This window comes from Kineothrix sp. IPX-CK, from assembly GCF_039134705.1.
In the GTDB taxonomy this organism is placed as follows: domain Bacteria; phylum Bacillota; class Clostridia; order Lachnospirales; family Lachnospiraceae; genus Kineothrix; species Kineothrix sedimenti.
The window spans coordinates 3,851,602-3,868,768 of the sequence record NZ_CP146256.1 but is presented as its reverse complement, the minus strand read 5'-3'; the positions used below and the strand labels follow the sequence as shown (position 1 = coordinate 3,868,768).

The window sequence follows — 17,167 nt, the reverse complement described above, 5'->3', positions numbered from 1 at the left end:
CAAGAAAATGAATGATTGTAATACATTAAGGAATATGGTTATAAATAGAAATTTGTGTACCTATTGTGGTACTTGTGTAGGAATGTGCCCAACAAATGCTCTGAGCGCTGATAATGGTTCTATATACTGCTTACCAGAAAAATGTATTGCTTGTGGAAAATGCGTGAATGTATGCCCTGGAGCAGAATTTAATTATCCTGAATTTGAAAGTAAGCTTTTTAGTAAAACGGACATTAAAAATAGTGATAATACTTTAGGCGTATATAAATATATTTATAGCGGTTATTCTAAAAATGAAAATATTAGGAAAAAAGGAGCTTCCGGCGGCATTATAACCGAAATTTTATTGTTTCTTTTATCGACTCAAGTGGTAGATGGAGTTATAGTAACAATGCAAGATGCAGAAAATATCATGAAGGTACAAGCGACTATTGTGGATAAGGTTGAAGATGTTTTATCAGCTGCTCAATCGAAATATATTTCATCACCTACAAATGTTATACTTGAACAAATTCGCGGAACAAATAAAAGATATGCTTATGTTGGTCTTCCATGCCAAATTCAAGGCTTGCATAAAGCCTTAGAAAATGATAAGAAATTAAAAGATAACATTCATATAATTGTTGGACTTTTCTGTGGGTTTAATATGAGCCAAGATGCAACGAAATTTTTGATAAGGAAGAGTAGATTTGCGCCTAATGAAATAGAGGAATTGTCTTATAGAAAAAAAAGAAATGATCAAACCGGGTTTTATATTAGAAGTAATCAAAACGAATTCTTTATCGAAAAACACGGATATACATTTTTAAATTTGTTTTTTTCCCCAGAGAGGTGTTTGGCTTGTTATGACTATTCGGCCGAATTCGCAGATATTTCTGTTGGTGATGCGTGGGAGCATGGAATTGGATGGTCTAGAATTATTTGTCGTACAGAGAAGGGTGAACAGTTACTAAAGGATATTATAAATAATGATAAAATAGTGGTAGACGATAGTTCTGTTCAGCAGATAAAGGAAACTCAGAAAAAAATAATTAAGCATAAAAAGATTGAAATCTGGATTAGAAAAAAATATAAAAGAGATTTTCCAGAATATCATATTTATCCAAATGAAAAGATTTCTTTTACTAAGCGCATTAATGCACATATTATGGCATTGATATTGATAATTGGGCATGGAAAGTTAGGCAGGTTTCTCTTGAATATAGTGCCATTTAGTATTTTAATAAAGTTGAGCAAATTATTAAGGAAGTAATAAATGAAATTAAAAAAAGACAAAATGCTTCAGTTAATTAGGTATGGTTTTTGGGGGTGTGCCACTGTATTTGTGGGTTTATTATCCTATGCATTATTAGAAATAGTTTTTGACTATAGAGTTGCTAATATTATTTCCATTATTTTTACAAAAGTATTTGCGTATTTTTCTAATAAAAGGTTTGTATTTCGGACTAAGACGACTTTGTATGAGCAATTAGGTGAAATAATGCGTTTCATATTTGCTCGTAGTATTTCCGGAATTGTGGACTTTTTGGGACAAATATTTTTAGTAGAAGTCTTAGGAAGCGGGGACTTTTTTGCTAAATGTATAATGATTATTATTACAACTGTTATTAATTATTTTTTATCGGCATATGGGGTTTTTAGAGATTAAAGGTAGTATAAAAGTTAAATTAAAACATTGCAATAAGTTATAAGTTATAATAAAATATTAATAATATTAAAAGAATTTGAGGTAATAATAATGAAGAATGCTTTAATAACAGGAATAAATGGGCAGGACGGTTCTTATCTTGCGGAACTATTGGTGGAAAAAGGGTATAATGTATATGGAATCATGCGCCGTAAATCCGTAGTAGATTATGGAAACGTTGAGCATATTAAGGATAAAATACATTTCATTTATGCAGACATGACGGATGTTGTATCGCTAATTAATGCCATGAGAATATCGCAGGCTGATGAGGTCTATAACCTTGCAGCACAATCTTTTGTCGCTACATCTTGGGAGCAGCCGTTGGCGACCGCTCAGATCGATGCGTTAGGCGTAACGAATATGCTGGAGGCCATCCGCACAGTAAAACCCTTTTGTAGATTTTATCAGGCATCAACTTCTGAAATGTTCGGATTAGTACAGGCTATTCCGCAATGTGAATCAACTCCCTTTTATCCCAGAAGTCCTTATGGAGTGGCGAAGTTGTATGGACATTGGATTACGAAGAATTATAGAGAAAGCTATGGCTTATATGCATGCAGTGGCATTCTTTTTAATCACGAAAGTGAGCGTAGGGGAAAAGAATTCGTTACTCGTAAGATTACAGATGCGGTAGCTCGAATCAAACTTGGCGTGCAGGAATATATTGAATTAGGTAATATGGATTCTAAGCGTGACTGGGGACATTCCAAAGATTATGTATATGCTATGTGGTTGATGTTACAACAAGAACAAGCAGATGATTACGTAATTGCGACGAATGAGACTAGAACCGTACGGGAATTTGTGGAAATAGCCTTTTCAAAAGTAGGAATTGCAGTAGAATGGTCCGGTATAGGAGTTGATGAGATTGGAAGAGATAAAGCGACTGGAAAAGAAATCGTGAAGATCAATAAGGACTTTTTCCGGCCGGCAGAAGTTGATATTTTATTGGGTAATCCTGCTAAAGCCGATAGGGAACTAGGATGGGAAAGAAAAATTTCTTTTGATGAGTTAGTTGAACGTATGGTTAATAATGATATGGAATTGGTGAAAAAGGAAATTGCATATAATAGCTTGTAGAAAAATAGGACAACAAGGGAAAAGGGAATTCTAAGAAAGGATTCCCTTTCATGGTATTAGCAAATGAAAAAAGCAATGATTATAGGGGCGGCCGGTTTTGTAGGCAACTATTTAATGGAATATTTACAGAAAGAATGTAACATGGAAGTGTATGTTACAAAGCTTTTACGCGAAGAAATTAGCAATAGTAATGTAAAAGAATATAATTTGGATATTCTGGATAAAGAAGCGATTGTGTCGCTGTTATTTGAAATCAGACCAGATTATATATTTCATCTTGCGGCACAAAGCTCTGTTGGATTAGCCTGGAAGAATCCATGCCTGACAATTGATGTAAATATTAAAGGCAGTGTAAATGTCATGGATGCTGTGCGTGAATTATATTACAAACCAAGAGTTATTTTAATCGGTTCAGGAGAAGAATACGGGCATATTAATGAAGGGGAATCTCCGATTAAGGAGGAAAATATGATTCGTCCGGGGAATATATATGCTGCAACCAAGGTATGTCAGAACATGATTGGAAATATTTATGCTCAAGCTTATGATATGGAATTAATGATGGTGAGGGCTTTTAACCATATAGGGCCGACGCAGGCACCTATATTTGTTGTGGCTGACTTTTGCAAGCAAGTTGCAGAAATTGAGAAGGGGATAAGGGAGCCTGTTATGTATGTGGGGAACCTTGAGGCAAAGCGTGACTTTACTGATGTTAGAGATGTGGTGCGTGCATATGCCATGTTAATTGAAAAAGGTAAGTCGGGAGAAACATATAATGTTGGTAGTGGACATGCGGTATCCATCAGAGAAATATTGGAATTGATTATTTCATTGTCTCATCAGAATATTAAAGTAGAAATTGATCCTAATAAATTAAGACCAGTAGATGTCCCCATTATTGAAGCTGATACTACAAAGTTGCGGAAACTTACTGGTTGGGAACCGGAGATAACCTTAGAACAGACAATAAAGGAAACACTGAATTATTGGCGTGAAAGAGTATAGAGAGGGAATGTTATGGGTGATATCAGTACATTATTTACGACAACGGGAATAACCGATTCTAAAAGGATATTGCATACCCCTGGAGAATTTGCAAAAAGGAATTTACTTTATGTGCAAGAGGTAGGAAAATTAAAAAGCTTGCAGCCGCATAAGTCTCAGAGAGAAAAGTTAGATTCTTTTTTATTTCTTGGAGTGTTAAGCGGGGCAGGAACAATTACTATAGGGAACGTAGAGTTTAAGGTAAAAAAAGGTTATTGTGCATTAATTAATTGTATGGATTATTATGCCCATGAGAGTAGCAAAAAGATGCCGTGGGAGCTTATGTGGGTACATTTTAATGGAAATACCGCTAAGGAATATTTTGATTTGTTCATGGAACAGAATCAACAAAAGAATATTTTTGCGCCAGAAGGTCTTGTAGAATTAGAAGGCTATATAAATAGATTGATGGAATACCAGAAAGAAAAGGATCTTGAGTCCGAATTACTGAGTGGAAATATTCTGGGACAGCTAATAAATACCTGTCTTTTTACCGTGATACATCACGAAAAAGAAAATCAGCAGAAATATAAAGAGATATGTAATGAAATAAGAGAATGTGTAAATGAAAAATATCAAGAGCCTGAATTGCTTCATATTTTTACTGGTAGATATGGTATAGATGAAGAAGAACTTGATATCTGCTTTCAAAAAACATATGGAATAACATTGCGTGACTATATTGTAAACAGAAGGTTTACGGCAGCAAAGGAATTGCTTCGATTTACAGTAAAGCCGATAAAAGAAATAATAGAAGAATCGGGTATAGGAAATGATGACTTATTTAGAAAGTTATTTCAAGATGGTGAAAAGATGACAGCGGAAGAGTATCGGATGAAGTGGTCACAGTGGGTAAAATAGAGTGCAAGTGTGGATTAAGTGAGGGAAGCAAAGTGAAATTAGACACTAGCTTTTATAAGAATAAATAGCTTATGATAACTGGCCATACGGGCTTTAAAGGGAGTTGGATGTGTAAGGTGCTGGCTGATGCCGGAGCGCTGGTCACTGGCTATGCATTAGAGCCACCTACAAATCCTAACCTTTTTGAAATTTGTGGTGTGGCGGATACGATGAAGTCAATTATAGGGGACATCCGGGATTTAAGGCACTTACAACAAGTATTCGACGAAGTGCGGCCAGAAATAGTCATTCATATGGCAGCTCAGCCAATTGTACGTGATTCATATAAGAACCCGGCATATACATATGAGGTAAATGTTATGGGAACGGTAAATGTACTTGAATGTATACGTAATTCTGTTTCTGTAAAGTCATTTCTTAATGTGACAACTGACAAAGTGTATTTGAATCACGAATGGGAATGGGGATATCGGGAGAATGAAGAATTGAATGGCTATGATCCTTATTCTAATTCTAAATCATGCTCCGAACTCGTTACAAGCAGTTGTAGGAATTCGTTTTTTGCAAATACTTCAATTGCAATTTCTACAGCACGTGCCGGAAATGTTATTGGTGGCGGTGATTTTGCTATGGATAGAATTATTCCAGATTGTATCAGGGCGGCTATAGATAGGAAGGAAATCATTGTGCGAAATCCATTTTCTACAAGGCCTTATCAGCATGTGCTGGAACCTGTAATGGCTTATCTAATGATATGCCAGGCTCAATACGAAGACATTGATTATGCGGGCAGTTATAACGTAGGACCAGACGAAACGGATTGTTGGACAACAGGCGATTTGGTGACTCTTTTTTGTGAAAAGTGGAATGCTCGAATGGGGGCTTCTATTTACTGGAAAAATGAATATGACGGCGGACCGCATGAAGCTAATTTCCTAAAACTCGATTGTTCTAAAATGAAAAAAACATTTGATTGGAAACCGCGATGGAATGTAGAAATAACTATGGAAAAGATTGTTGAGTGGACAGATATATATCTAAATGAAAAAAAAACGAGATGTATCACTGTGTATGGAACGACAGATAGAAGAATTTTTATACACTGAAATATTTTAGAAATGATAAAGTGCCTTCGGTTAATTTTATTAGTGATTGTTTCTGTATGACTGTATATAGTAGAGAATAATTCAGGCTGTGTGAGATAAATCAATATGTGTGGAAGATATTATATTCAGGATGATTTGATAAATGAAATAGAGGAAATAGTAACAGAGATAGATGCTAAAGTAAACTTTAAAGGCGATGTTTTTCCCACCAATAGAGTGCCTGTAATTTATGGAAATCAGGAGTCTCTGGTTCTAACCGATATGATATGGGGATTTCCTCATTTCAATGGAAAAGGAGTTATCATTAATGCCAGATGTGAATCGGTAAAGACGAAGAGGACTTTTAGGGACTCTTTTTTGAATAATCGCTGTATTATCCCTGCTTCCGGGTTCTATGAATGGGACAAGGAGAAGAACAAAGTTCGCTTTGAAAGAAAGAATAGCAATATTTTATATATGGCTGGGATATGGAAATCATATGAAGATGCCAAGCGGTTTGTCATACTAACAACGAGGGCCAATGACTCTGTCCGGAACGTACATGACCGCATGCCATTATTGCTAAAGGAGAATGAGTTAGAAAATTGGATATTTGAAGACGAGTTTGCGGATTGGGCCATACAAAAAATTCCGTCTCAGCTCAATCAAATAAGAGACTATGAACAATTCACATTACCATTTTAATAATATTTTTTAGTATTAGATGTACAGTGGTGGGAACAGTAGAAATTACCTGTTCGAATTGTTCCAGCATGGATAACAAGAGGAATGATATAATGCGGTGTTTGAAGAAAATAAAGATCAGTCCCATACAGATAATTACGCTTGGTTTCGCTTTTATTATATTAATTGGAGCAATTCTTTTATCTTTGCCTATTGCCAGCAAGGATTTCCATTCCATTCCATTCGTAAATGCATTATTTACTTCAACTTCTGCTACTTGCGTAACAGGTTTGGTCGTATATGATACATATACACAATTTAGCTTGTTTGGCCAGCTCGTTATTATATGTCTGATCCAGGTGGGCGGTTTGGGATTTATGATGATTACCACGCTTTTTCTAATGATGACCAGACGTAAAATCGGTCTTTCAGAGCGGAGCGTCTTAGCTGAATCGGTCAATGCGTTTCAGATAGGTGGTGTTGTACGATTGACTAAACGTATAACTATCTGTACAGCAATATTGGAAAGCGTTGGGGCATTGTTGCTTGCCATTCGCTTCTGCCCTCAAATGGGATTGGTAACAGGAATTTATTATGCCATATTCCATTCCATATCTGCTTTTTGCAATGCTGGGTTTGACTTGATGGGACGATTCGATCCATATATATCATTGATTCCGTATCAGAGTGATATTCTTATCAATTTTACTATAATGGCATTGATTGTTATGGGTGGACTTGGGTTTATTGTTTGGAATGATGTGATGGAACGTAAATTGTGTTATAGAAGATACAGGCTTCATACCAAGATCGTACTGTTATCCACGGTATTTCTAATTATAGGTGGTGCAGTTTTATTTTATATTATGGAAAAAGACAATACACTTGCAGCGATGAAGCCGATTGATAAACTGGTGACATCATTATTTCAGTCGATCTCGCCAAGAACAGCAGGTTTTAATAGCGTGGATATGGGAGGACTCACAGAAGGCGGCACATTTTTGCTAATGCTTTTAATGATTATTGGGGCATCTCCCGGTTCTACCGGCGGCGGTATCAAAACAACTACGATTATGGTCATTTTGATGGCAACGGTCGCCTACATCCGGAACACAAACGACATTAATATTTTTCACAGAAGGTTGGAAAGCAATGCTCTTAAACGAGCTGTTTGCTGTGTAACTATATATATAATATTGTCAATTATAGGAATATTTCTTCTTATTATAGGCCAGAAATTGCCTATCAAAGATGTGATTTTCGAGACATTATCAGCAATTAGTACAGTGGGGCTGTCCACGGGCATTACGCGTGAATTGGATACGCTGTCACGTTTAGTCATCATATTGCTTATGTATAGTGGACGGGTTGGTAGTTTAACCTTAATAACCGCGGTATTGGTGCGGACAAAGCCCGGCTTCAGAAATCCAGAAGAAAAAGTTATCATTGGTTAATTTAGGAGGGAAAAACATGAAATCCATATTAGTGATTGGTATTGGCCGTTTTGGTTTACATCTGGCTACAAGAATTGCAGAACTTGGCAATGAAGTAATGATAGTTGATAAGGATGAGGAAAAAATAACTGATTTGCTTCCCTTCGTTACACACGCCAAAATTGGAGATTGCATGGATGAAAAGCTCCTGCAATCTTTGGGTGTAAGTAATTTTGATATATGTTTTGTATGTATTGGAGATAATTTTCAGGCATCTCTTGAAATAACCTCCTTACTAAAAGATTTGGGAGCGAAATATGTGGTATCCAAAGCGGACAGAGCAATTCATGAGAAGTTCCTGCTGCGTAACGGTGCGGATGAGGTTATCCATCCAGAGAGGGATGTTGCGTTACGTGCTGCCCGTAAATATGGTGCACGTAATGTATTCGATTACTTTGAATTAACAGATGATTTCTCCATTCTTGAAATCGGAGTTCCGGATAGTTGGGTGGGGAAAAATATAAAGCGAGTAAATGTACGCTCCAGATACAATGTTAATATTATCGCAATAAAGCTGGATGGAAGAACAATCCCTGTTACCAGCGCCGAGCACGTCTTTGAACAAAGTGAGCATTTAATTATCGGAGGAAACACGAAGGATTGTTCGAAGATGATGCACATAAAATAGTCTTCCAACTGTTGCATTGGATCCTCTAAAAGCGTGGTGTTTGCAGGTCTAGGAAAAAGGTTATTTTATCCATTGACATTTGAGCTTGATATATAGTAGAATATCTTGACAAAATCAATAATGATGGTTCGGTTGGGCAAAGATGAAATTTGCTTTCAAGAATTACAGCTTCTGGGGTGGGAAGTTCGCTTTTTAGCGAGCTCCCGCCTTTTTTAGTTGCTTCTTTACTTTTATTTTTACTAACTTCATTGGCTTTCAGGTTCTTACTTTAATTATACGCTGCAAAAAGGAGGTATACAGATGTACATATTTCGAACAGCAATTTATAAAGAAATATATCAAACCATCCTTTGCGTAATTGGCCTTTTCCTGATAATGATTAGTTTTTATATTTTTACAGACAGACTTGATTCCTCCGTGATTTTAGGCTCAATGGCAGGCAGCGCAGCTTCTATCCTTAATTATGCACTGAACGTATTTACTGTTCAGATTTCTGCTAAATATGATCCAAGAAAAGCCGCGTTAATTATATTAATGTCAAAAATATTTCGCACATTTTTTAATGGGCCTTATTGCATTTATTATATTGTATTTCCCGATATTCCATACCACAAGTGGTATTGTATCAATGTTTTTTTCAAATTTCAGATATTTGGTAATTAAAAAAATAAAATCATTATGAATCGAGGATTATGACCTGCTGCTATTTCTTCTAGGCAATATAAGAGCAGGGCTAAAGAATCTATTCCTAAGATCTTAAAAAGTACCCTCACCGTGACTTAACACTGTCGAGTACGATTTTCAGGAGCAATCTTTAGAGGTTTTGTTGATATATTTAAGGAATTATGTAGAAATTTAAATTCAATTTTAGGGAATGCAGATAGGATAATGATTGTATAAAAAACAAGGGCTTTCTCAAGTCATTTTATGACTTGTGGAAGCCCTCTTTAATCATCAATTCTGTCGGTCCGGTAGCGCCAGTCGGGCTGGTAATTCCGTCTAAGCGTGTATAATTGTTAATCCGCCGCTTTGTAGGTACACGGTAAATAACCAGTACCGTGTCAATTAGTTACATCCATGAGATAATGCCTCCAAAGAATCAAGGAGGTCTATTGAATGGACAAGATCACTCACAAGATGAGATTGGCCCGTTGGAGCAAGCTCATCCAGAAATGTAATGTAAGCGGATTATCAAAAAAACAGTGGTGCGAACAAAATCAGGTCGACGAGAAACAGTTTTACTACTGGCAGCGTAGGGTTCGGGAAGAGGCCTATACCATACAGGCAAGTATGGCTCCCACGGATCTCTCAACTGGTTTTGTTGAAGTTCCTAACGTAATTAAGACTGCGGAACCAAAATACGAATGCGGAAGTTCTTCCGCTACCATCCATGTAAATGGATGTATGATTGAAATTGCAGATTCTGCATCGGATGCATTTCTCCGCCGGTTGATAGGAGCACTATCTTATGTTCAATGATTCATCTGGATTTCGGAAGATATATCTTGCCACCGGCTACACGGACTTACGACGTGGAATTGACGGGTTAGCATCCATTGTAAAATATAATTTCAATCTTGATCCGTTCCAGAAGAATATTTTGTTTCTTTTTTGCGGCAAACGGACAGACCGTGTGAAAGGACTTCTTTGGGAAGGTGATGGTTTCCTGCTACTATATAAGCGACTTGAAATTGGAGGCTTCAACTGGCCTCGTACTACCGAAGAAGCACTGGAGATTACGCAGGAACAGTACCAACGGTTAATGGAAGGTATCGAAGTCATTGCAAAGAAACCGATCCAGGAAGTTGATCGTACAGATCTACTCTGATTTTGTGCATTTCGTAGAAATTGAAAATGTTAAATCTGACAGGATTCGCCGCATCCGGATAGTTATCCACCAGAACAAGCTAGTAAAGTGAATTAGTTCTCCCTGCAAAACCCGGAAAACTAATTCAAGTGGATAAAACTTTGAAAAACCAAGAAAACCAGCCATTTCTTAGAGGTTTCAGAGTAGTTATACACCGTCAAAATGCCGATGACCCGAATTACCCGGATTCGCTTTTTCCCTGCATTTATCGTATAATAGATGACAGTTAAAGGAGCGGCGAAATGGCTAAAAAATACACGGTTGATGAACTGAATGGCTTAAGCAAAGAGAGCATGATGGTTGTCATCCTGTCCATGCAGGAACAATTAGAGCAGCTGAACCAGAACATGGAACGTCTCATCGAGCAGATTGCAGTTGCAAACAATCAGCGGTATGGCCGCTCTTCGGAAAAGCTTGAGGTAATGGATGGGCAGCTGAATCTTGACTTCATATTTAATGAGGCAGAAGCACTCACGGAAACCCTCTATGTGGTTGAACCGGCTGAAGATGATGTACTTCCTGCAAAGAAGAAAAAGCAGGTCGGAAAACGAGATAAGGATTTAGCAGGCCTTCCAGTTGTCGAAATCCCTCATGTATTATCCGAGGAAGAACTGACAGAAATCTTTGGAGTGAACGGATGGAAACAATTGCCTGACGAAGTATATAAAAGAGTCAAGGTGGAACCAGCTGTCTATACCGTAGAAGAGCATCACGTGGCAGTCTATGCAGGCAGGGACAATCAAACGATTGTAAAAGCAGACCGTCCAAAGAGCCTTCTTCGAAACAGTATTGCAACACCATCACTTGTTGCGAGTATCTATAATGCAAAGTACGTAAACGGAATGCCGTTGGAACGTATCAATAAAGAGTATTTACGAAACGATATCCATATATCCAAGCAGGTCCTGGCAAACTGGGTAATCCAATGTGCGGAACGTTATCTGGGGATCATGTTCGATTATCTGCAGAAGGAGCTGCTTACATTCCGCATTCTTCAGGCAGATGAAACACCAGTATTCGTAACAAAGGATGGACGTCCTGCGAATAGCAAGAGTTACATGTGGGTATACCGCACAGGAAAGGGTTATAAGGATACTCCTATCATTCTTTACGAGTATCAAAAGACTCGAAAGACGGAGCACCCGCAAGAGTTCTTAAAGAACTTTCATGGAACCTTAGTGACCGATGCATACGCTGTATATGATTCACTAGATCGAAAGAATCCGGATATCATATTTGCAGGATGCTGGGCTCACGGCAGGCGGCGATTTGCCGAAGCAATCAAAGCGATTCCCAAGAATAGACGGGAATCCGCACAGGATACGGTCGCATATCAGGCATTGAAGCAGATCGCAGCCATATATCATCTGGATAATGGATTATCCGGGCTATCTCCTGAGCGAAGAAGGCAGGAGAGACAGCTCACCGTAAAGCCACTGGTAGAGGCCTTCTTCGCATGGGCAAAAGATGTTCAAATGAGTAACCGCCTATCAAAAGGCAAAACATTGGAAGGCATCAGCTACTGTATCAATCATGAAAAGAATCTTAAAGTGTTCCTGGATGACGGGGATGTACCTCTGGATAACAATGCAACAGAGTCAGCACTTCGCACCTTCTGTGTCCATAAACATACCTGGCGCTTAATCGATACGATTGACGGAGCAAAGGCTAGTGCCATAGCCTACAGCATTACTGAAACAGCCAAGGCAAACAATCTGAATCCATTCCGCTATCTGGAGTTTTTACTCACAGAATTGATGGAACATCAAGAAGATACCGATCAGGATTTCCTGAAAGATCTACTTCCCTGGTCAGATAAAATCCCGGAGAACTGCCGGATAAAAACAAAAGATTAATCCAGGCCGCCAAAATGGCGGTCAAAATTCAAGGCGGTACTCATGGTTTACCGTATACCTTTGTAGGGAGCTCCCTGTAAAGACATCGTCGCCTGTGGTATTTACAAGCTCAATAATTGCCGGAACTGTAGTGATCGTAATAAATGCTGTTCCGCTTATAATGCCGGAAACTACAGGGGAGGACGTTGTCGCTACCGGGGTACCGTCAAGAACCAGTGAAATACTAATTGTTGGAGATGCAGCAGCACCATCAGCAGCTATCCACCAGTTTATAAGATAGTTTCCGGCATCGCTTATTGTAAACTCTCCATTGGATACGTTATAAGAAACAGCCGTACTTTGGTCGTTTAGAACAGTATTAAATATAAACGGCGCTTCATCTGCAACTGTAATTGGCGCCACAGTGTCAAACTCTACGCCAATTCCTGATAAAAGGCTAGGACCAGTCGGTCCAGTAGGTCCGGTAGCCCCAGTAGCGCCGGTGGGACCAGTAGCGCCATCAGCCCCAGTCGGTCCAGTAGGTCCGGTAGCGCCGTCAGCGCCGGTAGGTCCGGTAGCCCCATCAGCGCCGGTGGGTCCGGTAGCGCCGGTAGGTCCAGTCAGCCCATTGACACCGGTGGGTCCGGTAGCGCCGGTAGGTCCAGTAGATCCGTCAGCCCCGGTAGGCCCGGTGGGTCCGGTAGCACCATCAGCCCCAGTCGGTCCGGTAACACCATCAGCACCGGTGGGTCCGGTAGCACCGTCAGCGCCGGTAGGCCCGGTAGCCCCGGTAGGTCCTGTAGCGCCGGTAGGCCCAGTCGGTCCAGTCGGACCGGGGGTATTAGGATCTTCGATCGTAACGATTGCGGAACCCGGAGTTACGGTAATATCGAGAGTGGTTGACTGGAAAGTCATAGCTTCTCCAAACCCTACATCAGCGGTTCCTGTAGTACCGAGAACGCTAAAAAGCAGTTCACCCGGGGCCGCGACGCCAGTAGGTCCGGTAGCGCCCGTAGCGCCGGTAGGCCCGGTCGGTCCGGTCGGTCCGTCAGCACCGGTAGCACCCGTAGCGCCAGTAGGTCCTGTAGCGCCAGTAGGTCCGGTAGGCCCAGTAGGTCCGGTAGGTCCTGTAGCGCCAGTAGGTCCGGTCGGTCCAGTAGGTCCTGTAGCGCCAGTAGGTCCGGTAGGCCCAGTAGGTCCGGTAGCACCAGTCAGTCCCGTAGCGCCGGTAGGTCCGGTAGCACCAGTCAGTCCCGTAGCGCCGGTAGGTCCGGTAGGCCCGTCAGCGCCGGTAGGTCCCGTAGCGCCGGTAGGTCCAGTAGCACCGGTAGGTCCCGTAGCGCCGGTAGGTCCAGTAGCGCCGGTAGGTCCGGTAGGCCCAGTAGATCCATCAGCGCCAGTAGCACCAGTCGGTCCAGTAGGCCCAGTGGGACCGGGGGTATTGGGATCTTCAATTCTAACAATCGCCGAGCCCGGAGTTACGGTAATATCGAGAGTAGACGATTCAAAAGTGATATCTTCTCCAAAACCTACACTAGCTGTTCCGGTAGGACCTATAACATTAAAAAGCAGTTCCCCCGGAATAAAGGCCCCAGTAGATCCGGTAATACCGGTAGCGCCCGTGGCTCCGGTAACCCCGGTAGCACCCGTAGCGCCCGTAGCCCCAGTCGGTCCAGTAGGTCCGGTTGGTCCGCCGGAAGGTCCAGTAGGCCCGGTGGGTCCTGTCGGTCCCTGAAGTGTGGATGCTGAAAGGGCATTTCGTAACTTAGAATTTAAAATAACCTGATTTTGGGCAGCACTGTCCAAAATAGCGAGAACATTTTGATTTACTTCAATGACTTCTTCGATAGTTGCATTAGGACCGGTTACACCGGGAAGTGTTCCTAATGCAAACTGGATCTTTTCGCCTTCGGCGTTTAAAATATGACTTAATCCTAGTTCTTCCAGAGCGATGGAGGCTAAAATATAATTGATAGCATCATCTCTGCTGATTGGAGGGCTTACCTCCGGAAAGATTGGTAATGACATATTTTTATCTCCTTATGATATTGTTTATTATTTTATCCTCATTTTATTATATGTATATTAGCGTAAAGCGTTAGTATCTTTTAGGGCTACAGGTCATATACTAATATGTTAGTCATTTGTATTCTTATATGTGGAGGATTATAGCAGAAATCTATTTGGAAAATCTTTGATGCCATTTCTGATGAAATGTAGTATACTTTGATTTATAGAAAGAGTATAGAAACATCCGGCAGCATGCTTTGTGATTTGCTCATGTATTCGGGCAAAAAATATATGCCTTGTCTTTCGACAAGGCATATATAAACCACAAGGCGCGCTACCCAATGGTTTGGGAGACATCATCGTATGGATGATATAACCTGCTTCCACTAAAATATAGCACATAGTAACAAAAAAATCAAGAAAAAATTAAGAATTTATAACAAAAAAATAAATTTTTTATTACGAAAGGAAATTTCATTGTGAAATGTATTGTACTTGCAGGCGGTCGAGGGGATCGTCTTTGGCCATTATCGCGAAAAAATTATCCAAAGCAATTTATTAAGCTGCAGAAAACTCATTCCATGTTTCAGGAAACTGTAGCGAGAAATCTGCCTTTTTGTGATGAATTTGTAATAGTTACGAATAAAGAGTATCAATTTATAATAGAGAATCAGCTAAGTGTTTTTCAAGGCTTGACGGAAAGCTGTATTTTTGAAGAACTGGGCCGCAAGACTACGGCTGCTATCATCCTTGCGTGTCTCCAGTTTCCTATGTCTGAAACAGTCCTTGTGGTACCCACAGACCAGTTGATCGAAGGGGAAGAGTATAAGGCAGCGATGCTTCGGGCGAAGGAGCTTAGCAAGGAAGGGTATCTTGTGACCTTTGGAATGAAAATCGAGGAGCCTGAAGAGCGTTTCGGTTATATCCGTTTTTGCGAAGAGGATGTGCTTCAGTTTACGGAGAAGCCGGACAGAGCGGAAGCACTGGAATATCAGAAGAGCGGAGAATATCTGGTAAATAGCGGGACTTTTATGTTCAACGTGGGCAATATGCTTCAGGAACTTAAAAAGTATTCTCCCGAGCTGGAGAAGGCATGCAGGAGCGCTTATAAGGCGAGAAAGCATATGAAGAGTCATGTGCTTTATACAGAGGACATATTAAGGACAATACCGGCTGCAGCCATAGAAAAGTCTGTATTTGAGCATACGAAGCGCGCTAAGGTGGTGCACTGCGCTTTTCGCTGGAAGGATATCGGCAGTCTGGAAGATCTAAAGGCGACGGAGCTGGAGACTGCAGAAGTAAGCAAGCAGGTGGCCTATCGCTGTGAGAATACCGAGATTATAAATCAATGCAGTAGAAGTACAGTAGTGGCTAACGAATTGAAAGACATACTGGTGGTAAATACGCCGGATGCTGTTTATATTGGGAAAAAAGGGAAGTCGGACGAGCTTAAGAGCATTATTAAGGAATCTCCCCAGATCAGAGAATTTGTAGATAATGGAAGAATCATGTACCGGGCGTGGGGAAGCTACGAGCTTGTGGTGGATGAAGCGACTTACCGTGTTAAGAAGATCATCATTTACCCGGGAAAAACCATTTATGCACATAGCCATAAATACCGCAGCGAGCATTGGTCTGTGGTGTCGGGAATGGCTAAGATTGAGCTGGATGGGGTGAGTGGCAATTTTGGAATGAATGATGTTATCGATGTGGGCCGGAACATGGTTCATCAGGTGTCAAATATTGGAATCGTTCCCCTCATTATTATAGAGGTGTCGGTAGGTGAAAACGTATCGGAAGAGGATATGGTTTCGGTCGATAGCAGAGACCTTACGGAGATCGACTTGGGCTATCAGTTGGAGCCCTATGTGAAGCTCCAGCCGTCCTATAAAGACTATCTGTGGGGGGGGACAAAGCTCAAGGAGATTTACAGTAAGAATTGTGATTATGATATTATTGCAGAGAGCTGGGAGCTGTCGGCCCATCCGGATGGCCAGAGTACGGTCATGAACGGCCGCCACAAGGGCATGCTTTTTGCCGAATATCTGGAAAAGATAGGAAGAGAAAGCCTTGGCTGGAAGTGCCAGTCTTTGATCCGCTTTCCCATATTGATTAAATTTATAGACGCTAATTCCCCTCTTTCAGTCCAAGTGCATCCTGACGATGAGTATGCGCTGGAAGTAGAGGATGAATACGGAAAGAATGAGATGTGGTATATCGTGGATGCTGAAAAGGAGGCGTACATCTACTGCGGTTTCGTAAAAGAAGTAACCAGAGAAGAGGTGGCTGCACGAGTAGCGGACAATACCATAGTTGAGATATTAAATAAGATTCCTGTAGAAAAAGGAGAAGTATACTTCATCCCTGCTGGAACAGTGCACGCGATCGGCGGAGGTCTGCTGGTCTGTGAAGTTCAGCAAAACTCCTCATGCACATATCGTTTATATGATTATAATCGTAAGGATCGCTTTGGGAATTATCGCGACCTGCATATTGAAAAAGCACTTGATGTGATAGATTACAGGCCGTACATGCCGCAGAAATTTGAGGCAGGAACAGAAAAAGGAGAAACCTATGAATCCCGCCTGCTGTGCAGCTGTAAATATTTTGAATGCGTTAAATATACGATAGAAGGCAGCATGGAAATTCCACTGACGGAAGATTCCTTTCTCTCTTTGGTTTGTATAAATGGAAGCGGAAGTGTTGGAATAAACGAATCGGACTATCCGTCTATGAGCTTTTTCGGAGGAGAGAGCCTCTTCCTTCCGAAATCGGATAAGATATGCAGGATAGAAGGCATTTGCGAAATTCTGATTACAAGAGTGTAGAAGCCTCATCGGAAGCCTTTATATAAAAATCGCACTTGCTAAACCGCAAGTGCGATACTATC

Annotated in this window: 13 protein-coding genes, 1 pseudogene and 1 other annotated feature; of the genes and pseudogenes, 13 read left to right on the top strand and 1 reads right to left on the bottom strand. The window is 40.6% G+C overall.

Features of this window, described 5'->3' with window-relative positions; all coding sequences use genetic code 11:
• Positions 1–7: 7 nt before the first annotated feature.
• The 12 genes and pseudogenes from V6984_RS18485 (at position 8) to tnpC (ending at position 12,288) form a co-directional block, all read left to right on the top strand.
• Positions 8–1,252: a Coenzyme F420 hydrogenase/dehydrogenase, beta subunit C-terminal domain gene (locus V6984_RS18485; RefSeq protein ID WP_342757069.1), complete on the top strand. Its 1,245-nt coding sequence runs from the start codon at positions 8–10 to the stop codon at positions 1,250–1,252.
• Positions 1,253–1,255: 3 nt separating this feature from the next.
• Complete coding sequence (locus tag V6984_RS18480; protein WP_342757068.1) at positions 1,256–1,648, top strand: GtrA family protein; 393 nt, start codon at positions 1,256–1,258, stop codon at positions 1,646–1,648.
• 90 nt (positions 1,649–1,738) lie between these two features.
• Entirely contained in the window at positions 1,739–2,770 is a 1,032-nt protein-coding gene (gmd, locus tag V6984_RS18475; RefSeq protein WP_342757067.1) for a GDP-mannose 4,6-dehydratase, read from the top strand.
• A 63-nt stretch (positions 2,771–2,833) separates the two neighbouring features.
• A complete protein-coding gene (locus V6984_RS18470; RefSeq protein WP_342757066.1) occupies positions 2,834–3,775 on the top strand; it encodes a GDP-mannose 4,6-dehydratase in 942 nt (313 codons plus the stop codon).
• 12 nt (positions 3,776–3,787) lie between these two features.
• Positions 3,788–4,675 (top strand): helix-turn-helix domain-containing protein, encoded by an 888-nt coding sequence (locus V6984_RS18465; protein ID WP_342757065.1) that lies wholly within the window; start codon positions 3,788–3,790, stop codon positions 4,673–4,675.
• Positions 4,676–4,746: 71 nt separating this feature from the next.
• Positions 4,747–5,791 (top strand): annotated as a pseudogene (rfbG, locus tag V6984_RS18460) (CDP-glucose 4,6-dehydratase).
• A 95-nt stretch (positions 5,792–5,886) separates the two neighbouring features.
• The gene (locus V6984_RS18455) at positions 5,887–6,465 is read left to right on the top strand and encodes an SOS response-associated peptidase (protein ID WP_342757064.1); all 579 of its coding nucleotides are present in this window, start codon (positions 5,887–5,889) and stop codon (positions 6,463–6,465) included.
• A gap of 92 nt (positions 6,466–6,557) precedes the next feature.
• Positions 6,558–7,898, top strand: a complete 1,341-nt coding sequence (locus V6984_RS18450) for a TrkH family potassium uptake protein (RefSeq protein WP_342757063.1) — start codon at positions 6,558–6,560, stop codon at positions 7,896–7,898.
• Positions 7,899–7,914: 16 nt separating this feature from the next.
• Positions 7,915–8,565 (top strand): TrkA family potassium uptake protein, encoded by a 651-nt coding sequence (locus tag V6984_RS18445; RefSeq protein WP_342757062.1) that lies wholly within the window; start codon positions 7,915–7,917, stop codon positions 8,563–8,565.
• Positions 8,566–8,695: 130 nt separating this feature from the next.
• Positions 8,696–8,751, top strand: a sequence feature (sodium ion sensor (DUF1646 type); this cis-regulatory element may regulate processes involved in with the transportation of sodium ions).
• A gap of 930 nt (positions 8,752–9,681) precedes the next feature.
• On the top strand, positions 9,682–10,044 hold the full coding sequence (gene tnpA, locus V6984_RS18440; RefSeq protein ID WP_342756270.1) for an IS66 family insertion sequence element accessory protein TnpA: 363 nt from the start codon (positions 9,682–9,684) through the stop codon (positions 10,042–10,044).
• Entirely contained in the window at positions 10,034–10,393 is a 360-nt protein-coding gene (gene tnpB / locus V6984_RS18435) for an IS66 family insertion sequence element accessory protein TnpB (RefSeq protein ID WP_342756269.1), read from the top strand. The genes tnpA and tnpB overlap by 11 nt, the downstream gene beginning before the upstream one ends.
• A 281-nt stretch (positions 10,394–10,674) precedes the next feature.
• Entirely contained in the window at positions 10,675–12,288 is a 1,614-nt protein-coding gene (gene tnpC, locus V6984_RS18430) for an IS66 family transposase (RefSeq protein WP_342756268.1), read from the top strand.
• A gap of 21 nt (positions 12,289–12,309) precedes the next feature.
• On the opposite strand, the gene V6984_RS18425 is transcribed toward tnpC, so the two are convergent.
• Positions 12,310–14,295, bottom strand: a complete 1,986-nt coding sequence (locus V6984_RS18425; RefSeq protein WP_342757061.1) for a collagen-like protein — start codon at positions 14,293–14,295, stop codon at positions 12,310–12,312.
• Between the two features lie 461 nt (positions 14,296–14,756).
• Here V6984_RS18425 and V6984_RS18420 point away from each other — a divergent pair, with 461 nt between their 5' ends.
• Positions 14,757–17,105 carry a type I phosphomannose isomerase catalytic subunit gene (locus V6984_RS18420; RefSeq protein WP_342757060.1) on the top strand — a complete coding sequence of 783 codons (2,349 nt, stop codon included), beginning with the start codon at positions 14,757–14,759 and terminating at the stop codon, positions 17,103–17,105.
• Positions 17,106–17,167 lie beyond the last annotated feature (62 nt).

Bases quoted from the DNA above. Each gene is read 5' to 3' on its own strand.
- V6984_RS18485 (WP_342757069.1), top strand. From the start codon at position 8: ATGAATGATTGTAATACATTAAGGAATATGGTTATAAATAGAAATTTG.
- V6984_RS18480 (WP_342757068.1), top strand. From the start codon at position 1,256: ATGAAATTAAAAAAAGACAAAATGCTTCAGTTAATTAGGTATGGTTTT.
- gmd (WP_342757067.1), top strand. From the start codon at position 1,739: ATGAAGAATGCTTTAATAACAGGAATAAATGGGCAGGACGGTTCTTAT.
- V6984_RS18470 (WP_342757066.1), top strand. From the start codon at position 2,834: ATGAAAAAAGCAATGATTATAGGGGCGGCCGGTTTTGTAGGCAACTAT.
- V6984_RS18465 (WP_342757065.1), top strand. From the start codon at position 3,788: ATGGGTGATATCAGTACATTATTTACGACAACGGGAATAACCGATTCT.
- V6984_RS18455 (WP_342757064.1), top strand. From the start codon at position 5,887: ATGTGTGGAAGATATTATATTCAGGATGATTTGATAAATGAAATAGAG.
- V6984_RS18450 (WP_342757063.1), top strand. From the start codon at position 6,558: ATGCGGTGTTTGAAGAAAATAAAGATCAGTCCCATACAGATAATTACG.
- V6984_RS18445 (WP_342757062.1), top strand. From the start codon at position 7,915: ATGAAATCCATATTAGTGATTGGTATTGGCCGTTTTGGTTTACATCTG.
- tnpA (WP_342756270.1), top strand. From the start codon at position 9,682: ATGGACAAGATCACTCACAAGATGAGATTGGCCCGTTGGAGCAAGCTC.
- tnpB (WP_342756269.1), top strand. From the start codon at position 10,034: ATGTTCAATGATTCATCTGGATTTCGGAAGATATATCTTGCCACCGGC.
- tnpC (WP_342756268.1), top strand. From the start codon at position 10,675: ATGGCTAAAAAATACACGGTTGATGAACTGAATGGCTTAAGCAAAGAG.
- V6984_RS18425 (WP_342757061.1), bottom strand. From the start codon at position 14,295: ATGTCATTACCAATCTTTCCGGAGGTAAGCCCTCCAATCAGCAGAGAT.